Raw genomic sequence first — 18,137 nt, forward strand, 5'->3', positions numbered from 1 at the left:
TTGTTTGATAAATAAAACATTTGATGTAAAATTAGATGTGGAGTTAATATATTAAAAGATGAAAAGGGGATTGTTATGTTATTTGAAACAATTGAAAAATATGACTATGAACAAATTGTATTTTGTCATGATAAAAGTTCAGGATTAAAAGCGATTATTGCAATTCATGATACAACGTTAGGACCAGCACTTGGTGGTTGTAGAATGTGGCCATATGAAAGTGAAGAAGAAGCAATTAATGATGCATTACGTCTTTCAAGAGGTATGACATATAAAAACGCTGCTGCTGGATTGAATCTTGGTGGGGGTAAAACAGTTATTATTGGTGATCCTAAAAAAGATAAATCTGAAGCTTTATTTAGAGCATTAGGTAGATATGTAGAAAGTTTAAACGGCAGATACATAACAGCTGAAGATGTAGGCACAACTGAAGATGATATGGATATCATTTTCGAAGAGACAGATTATGTTGTCGGCCTATCTGAAAGCCATCACTCAAGTGGTAATCCTAGTCCAAAAACATCTTTAGGTGTCTTTGTTTCAATGAAACGTGCTGCTAAAGAAGCATTTGGTACTGATGATTTAGCAGGAAAAACAGTAGCAGTTCAAGGTGTAGGGCACGTTGCCTATGACTTATGTCGTTATTTACATGAAGCTGGTGCAAAATTAGTTGTAACGGATATCAATCAAGACGCTATAGATAGAGTTGTAAATGATTTTAACGCTTCTAGTGTTGGCATAAATGATATTTATGATGTAGATGCAGATATTTTTGCACCATGTGCATTAGGTGGCGTATTGAATGACGATACAATTAAACGCTTAAAAGTTAAAGTAGTTTGTGGTAGTGCAAATAATCAATTACAAGATATTGATAAACACGGTACCCAATTAGAAAATAAAGGTATCATTTACGCACCTGATTTCGTGGCGAACTCTGGTGGCGTGATTAACGTTGCTGACGAATTAGATGGTTACAATGAATCTCGTGCCATTTCAAATATCGAAAAAATTTACGATCAAATGGATAAAGTATTTGAAATTAGCCATAGAGATCAAATTACAACAGCACGTGCAGCAGAAATTTTAGCTGAGGAACGTATTGATCAATTAATGAAAGTAAGAAGTAATTTCTTAAAAACTGAAAGATCAATCATTTCTAGAGGTAAAAGATAATGAAAAAAATTCTTGTACTTAATTTAGGAAGCACATCGTCAAAAGTTTCTGTATTTACTAATTATGATATGTTATTTGAAGATGTTATTAGACATAATATAGAACAAACAAATCTTCCCTTAATTGATCAAGTCCCAATTCGACTTGAAAGTATCAAGAAATCATTAGAACAACACCAAATTTCTCTACAAGCAATAGATGCTATTGCTTGTAGAGGTGGTGTTTTAAAACCTGTTGAAGGTGGCACTTATTTAATCAATGATATGATGTATCATGATTTAAAAACATTTAAGTATGGATTTCATGCTTCTAATTTAAGCGGTGTAATAGGCTATGAACTTTCACAAGAATTAAGTATTCATTCTTATATTGTAGATCCTGTAGTAGTAGATGAGTTAATACCTGATGCTAGGATAACAGGCATTAAAGGCATTGAAAGACGGAGTATTTTTCATGCGTTAAATCATAAATCAGTTGCTAAACAATATGCTTCTGAAATCGGTAAAAAGTATGAAGATATCAATGTGATTGTTGCGCATCTTGGCGGTGGCATTAGTGTCGGTGCACATAGAAAAGGACGAGTCATTGATGTTAATGATGGATTGTTAGGTGAAGGGCCTTTTAGTCCTGAAAGAGCAGGTTCAATACCAAATGATGCGTTAATAAAATGGGTGATCGATCATGATTTCACTGTAATAGAAGCGAATAATGAATTGAGTAAACATTCTGGATTGTTATCATATTTTGGAACGAATGATTTTATTAAAGTAGAAGAAATGATGGCTAATGGAGATGAAACAGCAAAATTAGTACTAGATGCTATGTGTTATCAGATCTCTAAATCAATTGGTTCTTGTGCTGTTGTTCTTGAAGGTCAAGTGGATCAAATCATTCTTACGGGTGGTTTAAGTTATTCAAAATATTTAATAAATAAAGTAAAACGATATGTATCTTGGCTACAAAATGTTACTATATATGAAGGAGAAAAAGAAATGCACGCCTTAAATGTTGGCGTTATGGACCTTTTACACGGTAAAATTAGTACCAAGTCATATGAATAAGGAGTAATACTATGTCTAAAGAATATGATTTAGTAATTCTTGGTGGAGGAACTGCAGGCTATGTATCTGCAATTCGTGCTTCTCAACTCGGAAAAAAAGTAGCAATTGTAGAGAAATATAAAATTGGTGGGACATGTTTGCATAAAGGCTGCATTCCGACAAAATCATATTTAAAAACAGCTGAAATTTTAAGATATATTAATCATTCAACTGAATATGGGATAAAAACTGCTTCAGCTGAATTTGAAATAATGGATATCGTTGCTAAGAAAGATGAAACAGTTTCAACGATGTACAGTGGCGTTCAAAGTTTGATGAAGAAGTACAAAATAGATGTTTATGAAGGAAATGGAAGAATTCTCGGTCCTTCATTATTTTCACCTCAAGCTGGAACAGTTTCCGTTGAATTTGAAAACGGAGAATCAGAACTTCTTGTTAATAATAATGTATTAATCGCAACTGGATCTCGACCTATTGAATTACCATTTTTAGAATTTAATCATCATACAGTTATTTCAAGCGACGATATGATGCATTTAGAAACTTTACCTCATAATATTTTAATTATAGGTGGTGGTGTAATAGGTCTTGAATTTGCTTCATTATTGAATGATTTAGGTGTAGAAGTTACTGTCGTGGAGGCCGGACCTTCTATTATTCCAAATGAACAGCAAGAAATAAGTAAGACGATTAAACGTACGTTTGAAGAAAATGGCATTAAAATTTATGAAAAATTGCCTTTATCTGAAGATGATGTGCTTGTCCAAGATAGTCATGTTGACGTTAAACTTCAAGAAGACAACATAAGTTTCGATAAAGTACTTGTGGCTGTTGGTAGAACGCCAAATACTGAAGACCTTGGTTTAAACAACACAAAAATAAAAACAGATGATAAAGGTTATATTATAACGAACGATGTTTATCAAACAGAGGATAAACACATTTATGCAGTTGGAGATGTAATAGGAAACTATCAATTGGCTCACGTTGCGACAAAAGAAGGAACAATTGCGGTTGAACATATGTTTGATCAAAATCCTATTTTGTTAGATTATTTAACGATTCCAAGATGTATATATACGAATCCAGAAGTTGCTTCGATTGGCATGACTGAACAAGATGCTAAAAATGAAGGTTTATCTTTTAAAAAGTTTAAAGTTCCATTTAAAGCTATCGGTAAATCTGTAATCGAGAACAACGGATTAGGTGAATGTATTTTAATAAAAGATATTGAAAATGAAAATGTGCTCGGTATTCATATGATTGGTGCTAAAGTAACAGAATTAATTAATGAAGCAGCTCTATTTACATTTATGAATGGCTCAACTGAAGAATTAGCAACTACTGTACATGCACATCCATCTATAGGAGAAGTGCTTATGGAACTAGGGTTAAAATCTGAGAATCGTGCTATTCACGTCTAAAGAGGAGAGATTAGATGTTAGATTATAAGACTGTCGGATTAACGCATGAAGACTTAAAAGAATTTTATAAATGGATGTTATTAGGAAGAAGAATTGATGAAAGAATGTGGCTACTTAATCGTGCAGGTAAATTACCTTTCGTCATTAGTTGTCAAGGTCAAGAAGCAACGCAAATCGGTACGTATTTTGCTTTGAAAGACGAAGACATATTAGCACCTTATTATAGAGATTTAGCTTTAGTCACTGCACGTGGCATTACAGCTGAAGAATCGATGTTAGCTGCTTTTGCAAAACAAGGTGACACATCAAGTGGTGGTAAACAAATGCCTTCTCATTTTAGTAAGAAAGATTTAGCGATTCTTACACAAGGATCTTGTGTGACAACTCAAGTGCTTCATGCAGTTGGCGCAAGCTTATCACTTAAGATGGACGGAAAAAAAGCCGTTGCGCTTGCAACACTTGGTGAAGGTAGTACGAGCCAAGGGGATTTTCATGAAGCTATGAATTTTGCCGGGGTACATAAATTACCTTATATTTGTATCATCGAAAATAATAAATATGCTATTTCAGTACCAAGTCATTTGCAATATGCGACTGATGATTTATCTTCAAGAGCAGCTGGATACGGCGCTTTTGGTGAACAAGTCGACGGCAATGATCCAATAGCTGTTTATGAAGCTGTAAAACGTGCAAGAGAACGTGCAGTAAATGGTGAAGGTCCTACGCTGATAGAAGCTTTATGTAGTAGGTTAACACCACATTCATCAGATGATGATGATAATTATCGACCATCGGATGAAATGAAACTTGAAAAAGAAAATGACTGCATGATTAGATTTAAAGAATATTTAGTAGAAAATGAAGTAGCTAATGATGATTGGTTTAACCAAATAGAAGATGAAATCAAACAAGAAATTAATACAGCTACTAAAAATGCTGAAAAAGCACCTTATCCACTACCTGAAGAAGCTTTAACACATGTATATGATCAAGGAGGCGAAAAAGATGCCTAAGTTATCTTATCTTGATGCAATTAATCAAGCAATGGACCAAGCAATGGAAAAAGATAATAATGTTTTTGTAATCGGAGAAGATGTCGGCCTTAAAGGTGGCGTATTTGGTGCTACTAAAAACTTATACAATAAATATGGCGAAGGACGAGTATTAGACTCTCCATTAGCAGAATCTAATATTGTAGGTGCTGCAATTGGTGCTGCAATGATGGGTAAAAGACCTGTAGCTGAGATTCAATTTGCTGAATATATTGTGCCTGCAACAAATCAAATTATTAATGAAGCTGCTAAAATTAGATATCGCTCAAACAATGATTGGGATTGTCCACTTACAATAAGAAGCCCATTTGGTGGTGGTATTCATGGTGCACTTTACCATTCGCAAAGTATTGAGAGTATATTCTGTTCTACTCCAGGATTAAGAGTTGTTATTCCTTCTAGTCCATATGATGCAAAAGGCTTGTTATTAGCATCAATAGAAGAGAACGACCCTGTATTATATTTTGAACATAAAAAAGCATATCGCTTATTAAAAGAAGAAGTGCCTGAAGAATACTATACTGTGCCATTAGATAAAGCAGATGTAAAACGAGCAGGTTCTGATATTACTGTATTTACGTATGGCTTATGTGTGAACTATGCACTTCAAGCAGCTGAAATATTATCAACTGAAGGTATAGATGCTGAAATTGTAGATTTACGTTCATTATATCCATTAGATAAAGAAACAATTATTAATTGTGCGAAAAAGACAGGTAAAGTATTGGTAGTAACTGAAGACAACTTAGAAGGCAGTGTTATGAGTGAAGTTTCAGCGATTATAGCAGAGAACTGCTTGTTTGACTTAGATGCGCCAATAGCAAGACTTGCAGGTCCAGACGTACCAGCTATGCCGTTTTCACCACTTATGGAAGATTTCTTTATGATGAATCCAGAGAAGATAGAACATAAAATGAGAACGTTAGCTGAATTTTAGGAGGTAAAAATATGGACGTAAAGATGCCGAAACTTGGAGAAAGTGTACATGAGGGCACAATAGAGCAATGGTTAGTTAAACCAGGCGACACTATTGAAGAATATGATGCGTTATGTGAAGTGATTACAGATAAAGTCACTGCTGAAGTACCTTCAACTTATAATGGTACGATTAAAGAAATCGTCGTTGAAGCTGGAGAAACTGTTGATGTTGGAACAGTTATTTGTCGCATGGAAGTTGATGGTGAAGCTTCTGATGATAATTCAACTGAAGATCAAAGCAATCAACAAGAACGCACTAACCAAAGTGATGACGATCAATCAAGCAAACCAGCGAATAATATGAACGAAAACGCTAAATTAAATAATGGCCAATATTCACCAGTTGTATTTAAATTAGCAAGTGAAAATGGGATTAATTTAGAAAATGTAAAAGGAACTGGCAACTTAGGTAGGGTTACGAAGAAAGATATACTAAACGCTATTGAAAATGGTGTATCTGATGTAGCGGCCCCATCACAACAAGATGATGTAACAACGACCGAAGTAACAGATCATAAACAGCAACATGATACAAACGAAAGTGCTTCTACACCTGGCGAATCTATTCCAGTGAATGGCGTAAGAAGAGCGATAGCGAATAAAATGGTACAAAGTGTTAATGAAATTCCTCATGCATGGATGATGGTTGAAGTTGACGCTACAGATCTTGTCAAAACAAGACAACATCATAAAGGATCTTTCAAACAAACTGAAGGATATAACTTAACATTTTTCGCATTTTTCGTAAAAGCAGTAGCAGAAGGATTGAAAAAGTATCCTATGCTGAACAGTACTTGGGCAAATGATGAAATTAAAATCCACAAAGATATCAACGTTTCAATTGCAGTAGCGAGTGAAGATAAATTATATGTACCCGTTATTAAAAATGCCGATGATAAGTCTATTAAAGGTATCGCGAAAGAAATTAATGATTTAGCGACTAGAGGTAGAAAACATCAACTTACTTCTCAAGATATGCAAGGTGGTACTTTCACAGTTAATAATACTGGGTCATTTGGCTCTGTTTCTTCAATGGGCATCATTAATTACCCACAGGCAGCTATCTTACAAGTAGAATCTATCGTGAAAAGACCGGTCGTTGTAAATGATATGATTGGTGTTCGTGATATGGTGAACTTGTCACTTTCTATTGATCATCGAATTTTAGATGGCTTAATGGCCGGTGAATTCTTAAAATTTGTAAAAGAAAGATTGCAAAGTATGACTATAGAGAATACTTCTATATATTAATAAAAGCTTCTCATTGTTTTAACTTTAAATCTCCTGTAAAATAGACTTATCTATTATTACAGGAGGCTTTTTTTATGGAAATGGATTTCAATTTATATATGAATGATGTAGTCAGTTCTGCTAGAAACGAGATTGAAGCAGCAGGTTACAAACAGTTAACGACAAAAGAAGAAGTTGAAGAAACATTTAATAAACCTGGCACGACTTTCGTGATGGTTAATTCAGTATGTGGTTGTGCGGGCGGCATAGCTAGACCAGCTGCTCAACATGCATTACATTACGATAAATTACCTGATCAATTAGTAACTGTGTTTGCAGGTCAAGATAAAGAAGCTACTGAAACAGCAAGAGATTACTTTGAAGGTTATCCACCTTCAAGTCCATCATTTGCATTCCTTAAAGATGGAAAAATTGTAAAAATGATTGAAAGACATGAAATTGAAGGTCACGATCCAATGAGTGTTATTACAAACATTCAAGCATTATTTGAAGAACATTGCGCAGAAGTATAAAGGTTGGTTAAATTACTATGCAAATAAAACCGTATAGAATTGGTTATAGAACGTTAAAAACTGCCTTAGGGATGACATTAGCTGTCATCCTTTCTCGTTTAATAGGTTTAGATAATTATGCTTCAAGTGCAATACTTGTTGTACTATGTATTAAAGATACTAGAGTTAAATCTTTTGAAGCTGCTATATATAGATTTATTGCCTGTTTCATAGCGATCATGATTGGATCTGTATTTTTCACATATTTAGGCAGTACGCCTATTGTATTAGGTGTTATGGTTTTACTATTTATTCCAGTGACTGTAATGATTGGCGTTCAAGAAGGAATCGTAACGAGCTGTGTTATTATACTTCATTTATACATGGCGAAAGTAATCGATTTCAACTTAATTATCAATGAAATATTATTACTTATTATAGGTATCGGTATTGCTTTGATTATGAATATGTTTATGCCGAGTTTGGATCATAAACTCAATCAATATAAGAGGAAAATTGAAGATGATTTTATTTTAATTACTTTTGTATTTAGTGAAGGTTTAAATAATCCTAATAAAAAATTAAATACACCATCATTCGATCAAGTATCTCAAAATATTAAAAAAGCAAAATCATTAGCGTTTAGAGAAGTTAAAAATCATTTTGTGAGAAATGAAAATTCTTACTATCATTATTTTGATATGAGACAAGAACAATTAACGTTATTAAAACGTATGAAAAATTTGATTGAATCAATGCAACATAGTCAACATGCGCATCATTTATGTAGCCAATTGCTACTAGATGTATCTCAAAATGTGCAAAGTAATGATTATTCATTAATGAGATTGCATAGCTTATATGAAATAAAAATTAAATTACAATCTATTGAGTTACCAAAGACACAAGGTGAACTTGAAAGTATCGCAGCACTTTTCCAATTATTAAATGAAGTAGAAGAATACTTGCAAATTAAATCCCAATTTGGTAGTTTGAAAAAATAACAACAACACCTCTAAAGTTGAATTTTGAATCAACTTTAGAGGTGTTTTTTATAATTGGATGAGGTTGGGGGTGGAGTCAGTAGCGGGTCGGAATCTGAATGTTGCTTGTTTGGTCAGTCTTGCAACATACAGCCATTCTATGTTGCTTGTTTAGTCAGTCTTGCAACATATAGCTGTTCTATGTTGCTTGTTTGGTAAGTCTTGCAACATAGAGCATGTACTTAACAGAACAAAGGACTTTAAATAAGAAAACAGTAGAAATTCAATTTTATAATGAATTTCTACTGTCTTTTAATGTCTAGGACATTTATATCCTGAACTCTTGACTCAAGCTCTTAAAACGGGCTTGAGTTTTTATTATGTTAATAGGAACGGTAAAACACCAGATAGAACCATTGCAGCAACGATCGCTACTAACATGACTATTATGATTATTTTACGAACTTTCTTGTTTTGCATGGAAACCCTCTCTTTGAACAATAGTTTTGTATATATATACCAAGTATTATACACTAGATTATGAGATATTTAAATAAATGAAATGAGGGACTATCATGATTAATGAACAAAGATTACTTAATACTTTTATCGAATTAGTAAAAGTTGATTCAGAATCTAAAAATGAAAGAAATATTGCAGATTTACTTAAACAAAAATTTACTGATCTAGGCTTAGAAGTTAAAGAAGATGATTCACAACCTAAAACTGGATATGGAGCGGGAAACCTCATCTGTAAATTAAAAGGTCAAGATAGTAATAAAACGCCTATATATTTTACAAGTCATATGGACACAGTTTCTCCGGGGAATAATATTGAACCTGAACTTCGTGAAGATGGATATATATATTCAAAAGGAGAAACGATTTTAGGTTCTGACGATAAAGCGGGATTAGCTGCTATATTGGAAGCCATTAAAGTTATGAAAGATAATGACATTCAACATGGTGATATTGAATTTATTATTACTGTAGGAGAAGAATCAGGCTTAGTAGGGGCGAAAGCGTTAAATCCAGAAGACATTAATGCTAAATATGGATTTGCAATTGATGCACCAGGCAAAGTAGGTACAACAGTAGTAGCAGCGCCTACTCAAGCTAAAATCGAAACAGTTATTAAAGGCAAAACAGCACATGCAGGTTTAGAACCTGAAAAAGGTGTATCTGCAATCAATATCGCAGCTAAAGCGATTAGTCATATGAGTTTAGGTAGAATTGATGAAGAAACGACTGCTAATATCGGTAGATTCGAAGGCGGAACAGCTACTAATATAGTGAGTGATCATGTTTACATTTTGGCTGAAGCGAGATCTTTAGATGATGAAAAAATGCATCAACAAGTTTCACATATGAAAGAGGCTTTCGAAAAAACAGCAGAAGAATTTGGTTGTACAGCAGAAGTAAATGTACAAGTTATGTATCCAAGCTTTAATTTATCTGAACAAGATGAGGTCGTACAATTAGCAGTTAAAGCAACTGAAAAAATTGGTCGTCAATCTGAACTTGTAAAATTAGGCGGCGGTTCAGACGGAAATGTGATAAGTGGATTTGGTATTCCAACGGTTATATTAGGTGTCGGATATGAATATATTCATACTAAAAACGAACGTATGCCAGTCAAAGAATTACAAAAAATTACAGAACAAATTATTGCAATTTCAGAACTTGCGTAAAAAACACAAATGTAAACGTATTCATTTGATTTTAAGGGTCTATTAGACGCGAAACACATTCAATCTATGTTAAAATGAACTAGAAAACGATAAAAAGTGAGGTTAATTTCATGACACAACAAATAGGTGTAGTTGGTTTAGCTGTAATGGGTAAAAACTTAGCTTGGAATATTGAATCACGTGGTTACTCAGTTTCAGTATATAACCGTTCAAAAGAGAAAGTCGACCTAATGGTTGAAGAATCACAAGGTAAAAATATACATCCGAACTATTCTATTGAAGAGTTTGTAGATTCATTAGAAAAACCAAGAAAAATTTTACTTATGGTAAAAGCTGGTGAAGCAACAGATAAAACAATCGATAGCTTATTACCATTATTAGATAAAGGTGACATCCTTATCGACGGTGGTAACACTAACTATTTAGATACTATTCGTAGAAATCAATACTTAGATGAAAGTGGAATAAACTTCATTGGTACTGGTGTTTCAGGTGGAGAAGAAGGTGCATTAACTGGACCGTCTATCATGCCTGGTGGACAAAAAGAAGCTTATGAATTGGTAGCACCAATTTTAGAAAGTATTTCTGCAAAAGCTAGTGACGGATCACCATGTGTTACTTATGTAGGACCAGATGGCGCAGGTCACTATGTGAAAATGGTGCATAACGGTATTGAATACGCAGATATGCAATTAATAGCAGAAAGCTATGACTTAATGAAACGTGTCTTACACATGGATCATAAAGAAATTGCTGATACATTTAAATCATGGAATACTGGTGAATTAGAAAGTTATCTAATCGAAATTACTGGAGAAATCTTTAATAAATTAGACGAGGATGGAACGCCTTTAGTTGAAAAAATTATGGATAAAGCTGGACAAAAAGGTACAGGTAAATGGACTTCAATTAATGCATTAGAATTAGGAATTCCATTAACAATTATCACTGAATCAGTATTTGCTCGTTTCATTTCATCTTTCAAAGAGGAAAGAGTAAAAGCAAGCACTGCATTTAATCCAGAAGTAACTGAATTTGATGGCGATAAAGAAGCATTCTTAGAACAAATCAGACAAGCTCTATACATGAGTAAAATCTGTGGTTATGCTCAAGGATTTGCTCAAATGAAAACAGCAAGTGAAACAAATAACTGGAACTTGAAATTAGGCGAATTAGCTATGATTTGGAGAGAAGGTTGTATTATCCGTGCTCAATTCTTACAAAAAATTAAAGAAGCATATGATAATGATAAAGAATTAACAAACTTATTATTGGACCCATACTTTAATGATATCGTTTCTAAATATCAAGGTTCATTAAGAGAAGTGTCAGCAACAGCTATAAAAGCTGGTATTGCTACACCAGGTTTCTCTTCAGCTATTAACTACTTCGATAGTTATAGATCAGAAGATTTACCAGCAAACTTAATTCAAGCACAACGTGATTATTTCGGCGCGCATACTTATGAACGCAAAGATAAAGAAGGCATCTTCCACACAGAGTGGACTAAATAATATAAAAGAGCGTAAATTCTTGGTTTTTAAGAATTTACGCTTTTTTATATTATCTTTTATGTCTTCGTGCGTTTTGCACGTAAAATTATCAAGTCAGGCTTCAAATGATAAATAGCAAAAAAATCTTTATAATCTTTCCTCACGATTTTGTGAAGTGCTGACGCCCGGGGGAATAGTATGCCGCGCGCGACTACAGGCTCGAACCATACCCCACCCCTAGGCAAGCATGCACAAGCAAAATCGTGAAATTTTAAAACAATAAAAAGAGCGCTTCACTAGGCGATAACCTAATGAAGCGCTCTTCTCTTTTAAGATTGGGTATTTATATCCCAGTTTTTTTTAGTTTAATTGGTTATTTTGTGATCAATAGGTATCCATAGTTGTACTTTTGACGTTTCTTGTTCAAAATTGACGTCTAATGGATAAACTTCTACGTAAAAGTCATCATGCAAATAGGGCATTTTAAGTTGCCACTGATTTTCAATATGATGCCAAGCTTCACTCACTACAAAATCTAGTTCACCTTGTAAGTTAAATGTTGCAAAGTGATGTCCTGGCAAATAATAATCATCTAAATGACCAGGGTAGCGATCACTTGGAACACCTACAAACACTTCCAGTCCATCTATAAGTGGTCTGCGTACAACAAATAATTGATGAGGTTTAACATCATTGTATTTAATAAAGTCTTCTATATATCTATTTTCTATTAACATTTCTAATAAATCTGGTATTAAGAAATGATTATCTAGCTCATTTGAATGATAATGATGATTTTTACCGACTAACTTTAAATCATCTTTATATTGCAATGAATAGTTTAAAGGTTCAGTTTCCGTAGATGTTAATTTAATGGATACTCTCTTTTTGATTTTCAACATAGATTGATGTGTCTTTGTTTGTAAAGGGCTAATACCATGATATGCATTATAATCATGAGCGAAAGCGTGAGCGTCTTTATAACCATACTTAAGTGCAATATCCAGTATTCTAGAGTGCCCACTTAAAATATCAAAAGCCGCTTCTGTCATTTTTCTAGCGATTTGATATTCTAACGGTGTCATTCCAATGACCATAGTAAAAGTTTGGTTCAAATGAAATGGTGATTCATCTACATGTTCACTCAAAGTCTGTAAATCAATATCACTAAGTAAATGGTCTTCTATGTAAACTATCGCTCTTTGTAAAACTTTAATTACTTCCAATGTTCAGTCACTCCTGTTGGTAGAAAGATTAGTTAATATCGTCCCACCATTTAAATCCATCAATAGACAATAATAGCTGACTTTTTATTGGTCCATTAGTGCCAGCTCTATAGTTAGGGAACGGTGCTTTATCATTGTCCCACACATTTTGTATTACATCTACATATTTCCATGTAGCTTTTAATTCTTCCCAATGAGTGAAGTTTGTCGCATCACCTTTAAGACAATCAAAAATCAAATTCTCATAAGCATCTACAGTATTCATTTTATCTTGAGCACTCATTGAATATGATAATTGAACAGGTTCAGTTTCTATTCCTTGAACTTGTTTTTTAGCATTTAAGTGTAATGATAATCCTTCATTAGGTTGAATGTTGATTACTAATAAATTAGATTCTAATTCTGAATCACGTTGATAATATAAATTCATAGGTACTTCTTTAAATTCAACAATTACTTGAATACCTTTTTTCTTCATTCTTTTACCCGTTCTTATAAAGAATGGTACGCCAGCCCATCTAAAGTTATCGATAAGCAATTTACCTGCAACAAAAGTAGGGGTGTTAGAATCATCTGCTACTTTATCTTCTTCTCTATAACTTTTAACTTGTTCGCCGTCAATTTGACCTTTGTCATATTGGCCTCTAACAAAATTTTGTTTTACTTCTGATTCTTTAAGTGGTCTAATAGAACGTAAAACTTTTACTTTTTCATTTCTAACATCTTCACTATTTAAACTAATAGGTGGTTCCATAGCTAATAACGCAACCATTTGTAACATATGGTTTTGGAACATATCTTTAAGAGCACCACTATTTTCGTAATATCCACCACGGTCTTCAACACCTAAAATTTCAGATGAAGTCACCTGTACATTTGAGATATATTTATTGTTCCATAATGGTTCGAACATAGCATTCGCAAATCTTAAAACTTCGATATTTTGTACCATATCTTTACCTAAATAGTGATCAATTCTATATATTTCTTCTTCTTTAAATGAACGTCTAATTTGTTTGTTTAATTCTTCAGCAGATGCTAAATCTGTGCCAAAAGGTTTTTCGATAATCAATCGCTTAAATCCATCAGTTTCAGTTAAACCAGATGATTTTAAGAAGTCAGTCACTGTTCCAAAGAATTGAGGTGCCATAGCTAGATAGAATAATCTATTACCTTCCAACTGATATTTAGAATCTAATTCATTTGAAAAGGTTAATAATTCTTCATAACTAGAAGGATCACTTACATCATGTGATTGATAAAATACATGTTCCATAAATTCGTCTAACTTTTCTGTATCTTGAACGTGCTTTTCTACTGAAGCTTTAATTTCATTTCTGAATTTTTCAGTTGACCAATCTCTTCGACCAACACCGATGATAGCGATGTGTTCATCTAATTGATTTTGTTGATATAAATGAAAAATAGATGGGAATAATTTACGATGACTTAAATCACCTGTAGCCCCAAATATTGTAATTAAGCATGGAATATTTCTAGTTTCGGTTGTCATTAATTTACCTCGATTCTCTAACTTTTTCACAATTAACAATATCATTTATTATAACATGTTACTCATTGATATTCTTCAATTTAAACTGTTAAATTTTCAATTTATTCAGTTATTTGTATAATAATAGCATTTTTTCTGTATTTTTATAAATCATAGTTCAGAACATGTTATAATAATTTCGTAAGGAGGAAGACGATGGAACTAACATTTTTAGGCACAAGTGCCGGACTACCGACTAAAGAAAGAAACACACAATCTATTGCCTTTAATTGTCTACCGTATGAAAACCAAATATGGTTATTTGATGTTGGAGAAGCTACTCAGCATAGAATATTGCATACAGGCATTAAGCTGGGCAAGGTAAGTCATATATTTATTACGCACTTACATGGTGATCATATATTTGGATTGCCTGGATTATTAACAAGTCGTTCCTTCCAAGGTGGTAAAGATAAACCGTTAACGATAATAGGGCCAAAAGGAATTGCAAAATTTATACAAACGGCGCTAGAAATTTCACAATCTAATTTAAATTATCAACTTACAGTAAATGAATTTAATACGGAAACTGAATTAAATGTAGATGGGTTTCATATCCAAGCTTTACCATTAAAGCATGGCATTTTATCAGTGGGGTACAGAATAACTGCACCAGATATTGAAGGTAAATTAGACGTCGAGAAATTGAAAGCGTTAGGTATGGAACCTGGACCTAAATATCAAGAAGTTAAAGCTAATGAAACATTTGATTACAATAACCAAACATATCAATCTAAAGATTTTAAAGGTCCTAAGAAGAAGGGGAAAGTTATCTCAATATTTGGAGATACGATGCCTTGTCAAAATGAATGGATACTCGCTAAAGATGCAGATGTCATTGTTCATGAAACGACCTATATTGAAGGAGATAATAGTTTGGCGAGCGCTCACTTTCATAGTCATATAGAAGATGTCTTTAAGTTAATGAAAGATGTAAATGTTAAACAAGGATTGTTTACACATTTATCGAATCGTTATGAAATAGAAGATATACAAGAAGTAGAGCAATCATTAAAAGCGTCAACTGATCATCAATTTCACTTTGTTAAAGATTATGATTGTTTTCAAATATAAAAACGATGAAAGTATCTCGAGCATACTTTCATCGTTTTTTTAATTAATCTTCTTCAGCTTCTGCAAGTTCGATACTTCTTTTAACTGCTGCATTTAAACAATCTAAGAAAACTGCTTCAATATCATGATTGCTTAAAGCGTTTAATCCAGCCTGAGTAGTACCACCTTTAGATGTGATGTTTTTACGTAATTGATCCATTTTTAAATCAGAACGTTCAATCATTTTACCTGTACCGATAATTAATTCTTTAATAGATTCTTCGACTTGAGATTGCTCAATACCAAGTTTAGTACCAGCGTTAACGTATTGTTCGAATACATGATATAAAAATGCTGGGCCACTGCCTGTAATTGCAGTTACTTGATGTAAATGATCTTCTTTTACTTCTAATGCAGTACCGAATGCTTCAATTAACGTCAATACTTCTTGTTTAGAATTCGGACCAAAGTTCGTTGAGAAACTAATGCCAGTAACCGAATGACCTACATGCGCATTAGTATTTGGCATAATGCGTGCAATTGGGTTATCAACTTGTAGATGTTCTCTAATATAACTGATAGGTAAACCAGCCATAATAGATATAAATTTATTGTCATTCGTGATATAAGGTTTAATACGTTCAGCTAATTTTAAAAAGTCATAAGGTTTAGTACTTAAGAAAACATAATCAGCATCTTTTAACAATTCTGCATCATCATAGCTATAACTTACACCTAATGATTCATGATAACCTTCTAATACTTCTAAATTTGATTTGTTCGTTAAATAAATATTTTCCGGTTCAATTGATTTACTGTTAACGATTCCAGTAAAAATTGCATTTGCCATATTACCAGAACCATAAAAAACTATTTTCATAATAAAACCACTCACTTCCTTGAGAATTCATTTTAATTATAAAGTAATTAAACCTTATGTCAAAAATGCTTGTATATAGTTTAGTAGTTAAAAAATGTATGATACATTAAATACAATAATCAAAAAAGGATGATATTGATGATAGGAAAACATTACATACTTACAGGGGCAACAGGTGATTTAGGAGAAAGTATCATACGAGCACTCGATAAACATGGTGCTTATGTATCCATTATTGTTAGAAATAAAGAAAAAGCAAATATGTTACAAACTAAATATAAAAACATAATAGATGTTCATATATTAGACATGAACGATATCACACAAATTAATCAATTCTCATTAAATAAAAAGAATAAATATGATGGTGTGATTAATAATGCTGGATTAGGCTATTTTAAATCAAACGAAAATCACACTCATGAAGAAATTAAAGAAATCTATAATATCAATCTCGTAAACTTGATACTGTTATTAAACAAAATAACACCATTTTTAAAAAGAGGCGGCTCAGTAGTCAATATATCTTCAATATCATCGAAAGTAACAACGCCATACGCGAGTCATTATGCAGCATCTAAAGCAGCACTTAGCAGTTTTACGAACTCATACAGATTAGAAAGAGAAGATTTACATGTATTAACCGTTAATCCTGGACCATTTGAATCACAATTTCACGTAAAAGCAGATCCAACAGGAACATTTCAAGATCTCACAAATCATATTCAGATTAATATAGAGCAATTAGGAGAACAAATTATCGAAGGCATAATTAAAAAGAAAACAGAAATTAACAACCCTCGATGGATGGACTTCGGTTTGAGAATTTATCAATTAGCACCACGAACATTTGAGCAGTTATTTAAAAAAGCATTTCTAAGCAAGAAAATATAAAGTTTATAAAAATGAAATTGGGACAGGAACGATTCGGAGGTTCTATGTAGCTTGTTTGGTGAGTCTTGCAACATTCAGATGTTCTATGTAGCTTGTTTGGCTAGTCTTGCAACATACAGGGCTTCTATGTTGCTTGTTTGATGAGTCTTGCAACATACAGACGTTCTATGTAGCTTGTTTGGTGAGTCTTGCAACATACAGGGCTTCTATGTAGCTTGTTTGGTAAGTCTTGCAACATACAGCATGTACTTAAAAGAACAAATAAAAAATATATGAAAAATGGTAATTCTTAGAGCTATCATTTACATAGACATTAAGGAGTTAAAAATGGAAGTGTTATTTATGATTATCGTAATCATTTTATTGACAATAGGAATAGGATTGTTCTCTAATTATTTAATAAATCCAGTAGATAAACGTATACCTTTTAGAAAAATAGTATTTGTAGGTTTTTTATTAGGAATTATTATAGGTTTATTTTTCTATTGGGAACAAATAATTAGTTTATAGATTTTAGGGCTAACTTCACGTAGTGATCTGTTAGCCCTATTTTTTCTTTTTAACGATTTTGTAAAGTGCTGACGCCCGGGGGAATAGTATGAGAGAGAGACTACAGGCTCGTACCATATCCATCAGGCAAGTATGCACTTTCAAAATCGTAAGATTTTAAAACATATCAAGCTATTTACTAAAAAAACAGTAGCGTGAGTTGAGCATGTATCTCATATTGGTTTTGTAAAGTGCTGATACTTGGAGGAATAGTATGAGAGAGACTACAGGCTCGAACCATATTCATAAGGCAAGCATGCACTTTCAAAATCGTAAGATTTTAAAACATAGCAAGCTATTTCATAAAAAATAACAACTCATTTCTAGCTGAATACATCAGTGAAATGAGTTGTTATTTATTTTGAGTTGGGATTTATCTCTCA

At 32.9% G+C, this 18,137-nt stretch carries 17 protein-coding genes; 13 read left to right on the forward strand and 4 right to left on the reverse strand.

Going from position 1 to position 18,137, the window contains the following annotated elements; translation table 11 throughout:
- The first annotated feature begins 75 nt into the window (after positions 1-75).
- The 8 genes from PYW35_RS06375 (at position 76) to PYW35_RS06410 (ending at position 8,437) form a co-directional block, all read left to right on the forward strand.
- Positions 76-1,176 carry a Glu/Leu/Phe/Val dehydrogenase dimerization domain-containing protein gene (locus PYW35_RS06375; RefSeq protein ID WP_103322437.1) on the forward strand — a complete coding sequence of 367 codons (1,101 nt, stop codon included), beginning with the start codon at positions 76-78 and terminating at the stop codon, positions 1,174-1,176.
- Positions 1,176-2,237, forward strand: coding sequence for a butyrate kinase (gene buk, locus PYW35_RS06380; RefSeq protein WP_016911718.1), 1,062 nt, complete (start codon positions 1,176-1,178; stop codon positions 2,235-2,237). Before PYW35_RS06375 ends, buk begins: the two co-directional genes overlap by 1 nt.
- A gap of 11 nt (positions 2,238-2,248) precedes the next feature.
- Entirely contained in the window at positions 2,249-3,661 is a 1,413-nt protein-coding gene (lpdA, locus tag PYW35_RS06385) for a dihydrolipoyl dehydrogenase (RefSeq protein WP_103322436.1), read from the forward strand.
- Between the two features lie 14 nt (positions 3,662-3,675).
- On the forward strand, positions 3,676-4,674 hold the full coding sequence (locus PYW35_RS06390) for a thiamine pyrophosphate-dependent dehydrogenase E1 component subunit alpha (RefSeq protein WP_103322435.1): 999 nt from the start codon (positions 3,676-3,678) through the stop codon (positions 4,672-4,674).
- The gene (locus PYW35_RS06395; protein WP_016911721.1) at positions 4,667-5,650 is read left to right on the forward strand and encodes an alpha-ketoacid dehydrogenase subunit beta; all 984 of its coding nucleotides are present in this window, start codon (positions 4,667-4,669) and stop codon (positions 5,648-5,650) included. The genes PYW35_RS06390 and PYW35_RS06395 overlap by 8 nt, the downstream gene beginning before the upstream one ends.
- An 11-nt stretch (positions 5,651-5,661) precedes the next feature.
- On the forward strand, positions 5,662-6,942 hold the full coding sequence (locus PYW35_RS06400) for a dihydrolipoamide acetyltransferase family protein (RefSeq protein WP_103322434.1): 1,281 nt from the start codon (positions 5,662-5,664) through the stop codon (positions 6,940-6,942).
- Between the two features lie 74 nt (positions 6,943-7,016).
- On the forward strand, positions 7,017-7,454 hold the full coding sequence (locus tag PYW35_RS06405; protein WP_016911722.1) for a BrxA/BrxB family bacilliredoxin: 438 nt from the start codon (positions 7,017-7,019) through the stop codon (positions 7,452-7,454).
- Positions 7,455-7,471: 17 nt separating this feature from the next.
- Positions 7,472-8,437, forward strand: a complete 966-nt coding sequence (locus tag PYW35_RS06410) for an aromatic acid exporter family protein (protein WP_016911723.1) — start codon at positions 7,472-7,474, stop codon at positions 8,435-8,437.
- 357 nt (positions 8,438-8,794) lie between these two features.
- Here PYW35_RS06410 and prli42 read toward each other — a convergent pair whose 3' ends face one another.
- On the reverse strand, positions 8,795-8,896 hold the full coding sequence (gene prli42 / locus PYW35_RS06415; RefSeq protein WP_016911724.1) for a stressosome-associated protein Prli42: 102 nt from the start codon (positions 8,894-8,896) through the stop codon (positions 8,795-8,797).
- Between the two features lie 95 nt (positions 8,897-8,991).
- On the opposite strand from prli42, the gene PYW35_RS06420 reads away from it, so the two are divergent.
- Positions 8,992-10,107 carry a M20/M25/M40 family metallo-hydrolase gene (locus tag PYW35_RS06420; RefSeq protein WP_103322433.1) on the forward strand — a complete coding sequence of 372 codons (1,116 nt, stop codon included), beginning with the start codon at positions 8,992-8,994 and terminating at the stop codon, positions 10,105-10,107.
- A gap of 110 nt (positions 10,108-10,217) precedes the next feature.
- On the forward strand, positions 10,218-11,621 hold the full coding sequence (gndA, locus tag PYW35_RS06425; protein WP_016911726.1) for an NADP-dependent phosphogluconate dehydrogenase: 1,404 nt from the start codon (positions 10,218-10,220) through the stop codon (positions 11,619-11,621).
- A 344-nt stretch (positions 11,622-11,965) separates the two neighbouring features.
- On the opposite strand, the gene PYW35_RS06430 is transcribed toward gndA, so the two are convergent.
- Both PYW35_RS06430 and zwf read right to left on the reverse strand, forming a co-directional pair.
- Positions 11,966-12,826, reverse strand: coding sequence for an effector binding domain-containing protein (locus PYW35_RS06430; protein WP_103322432.1), 861 nt, complete (start codon positions 12,824-12,826; stop codon positions 11,966-11,968).
- A gap of 28 nt (positions 12,827-12,854) precedes the next feature.
- Positions 12,855-14,339: a glucose-6-phosphate dehydrogenase gene (gene zwf / locus PYW35_RS06435; RefSeq protein WP_103322431.1), complete on the reverse strand. Its 1,485-nt coding sequence runs from the start codon at positions 14,337-14,339 to the stop codon at positions 12,855-12,857.
- A 195-nt stretch (positions 14,340-14,534) separates the two neighbouring features.
- Here zwf and rnz point away from each other — a divergent pair, with 195 nt between their 5' ends.
- Positions 14,535-15,452, forward strand: coding sequence for a ribonuclease Z (rnz, locus tag PYW35_RS06440; RefSeq protein ID WP_103322430.1), 918 nt, complete (start codon positions 14,535-14,537; stop codon positions 15,450-15,452).
- Between the two features lie 43 nt (positions 15,453-15,495).
- Here the strand turns inward: rnz and proC are convergent, their stop codons facing one another.
- Positions 15,496-16,311, reverse strand: a complete 816-nt coding sequence (gene proC / locus PYW35_RS06445) for a pyrroline-5-carboxylate reductase (RefSeq protein WP_016913042.1) — start codon at positions 16,309-16,311, stop codon at positions 15,496-15,498.
- A 138-nt stretch (positions 16,312-16,449) separates the two neighbouring features.
- Here proC and PYW35_RS06450 point away from each other — a divergent pair, with 138 nt between their 5' ends.
- Entirely contained in the window at positions 16,450-17,205 is a 756-nt protein-coding gene (locus tag PYW35_RS06450; RefSeq protein WP_103322429.1) for an SDR family NAD(P)-dependent oxidoreductase, read from the forward strand.
- A 327-nt stretch (positions 17,206-17,532) separates the two neighbouring features.
- Positions 17,533-17,715, forward strand: coding sequence for a hypothetical protein (locus PYW35_RS06455; RefSeq protein WP_103322428.1), 183 nt, complete (start codon positions 17,533-17,535; stop codon positions 17,713-17,715).
- Positions 17,716-18,137: the final 422 nt, after the last annotated feature.

It is taken from the genome of Mammaliicoccus vitulinus, assembly GCF_029024305.1.
GTDB classification, from domain to species: Bacteria; Bacillota; Bacilli; order Staphylococcales; family Staphylococcaceae; genus Mammaliicoccus; species Mammaliicoccus vitulinus.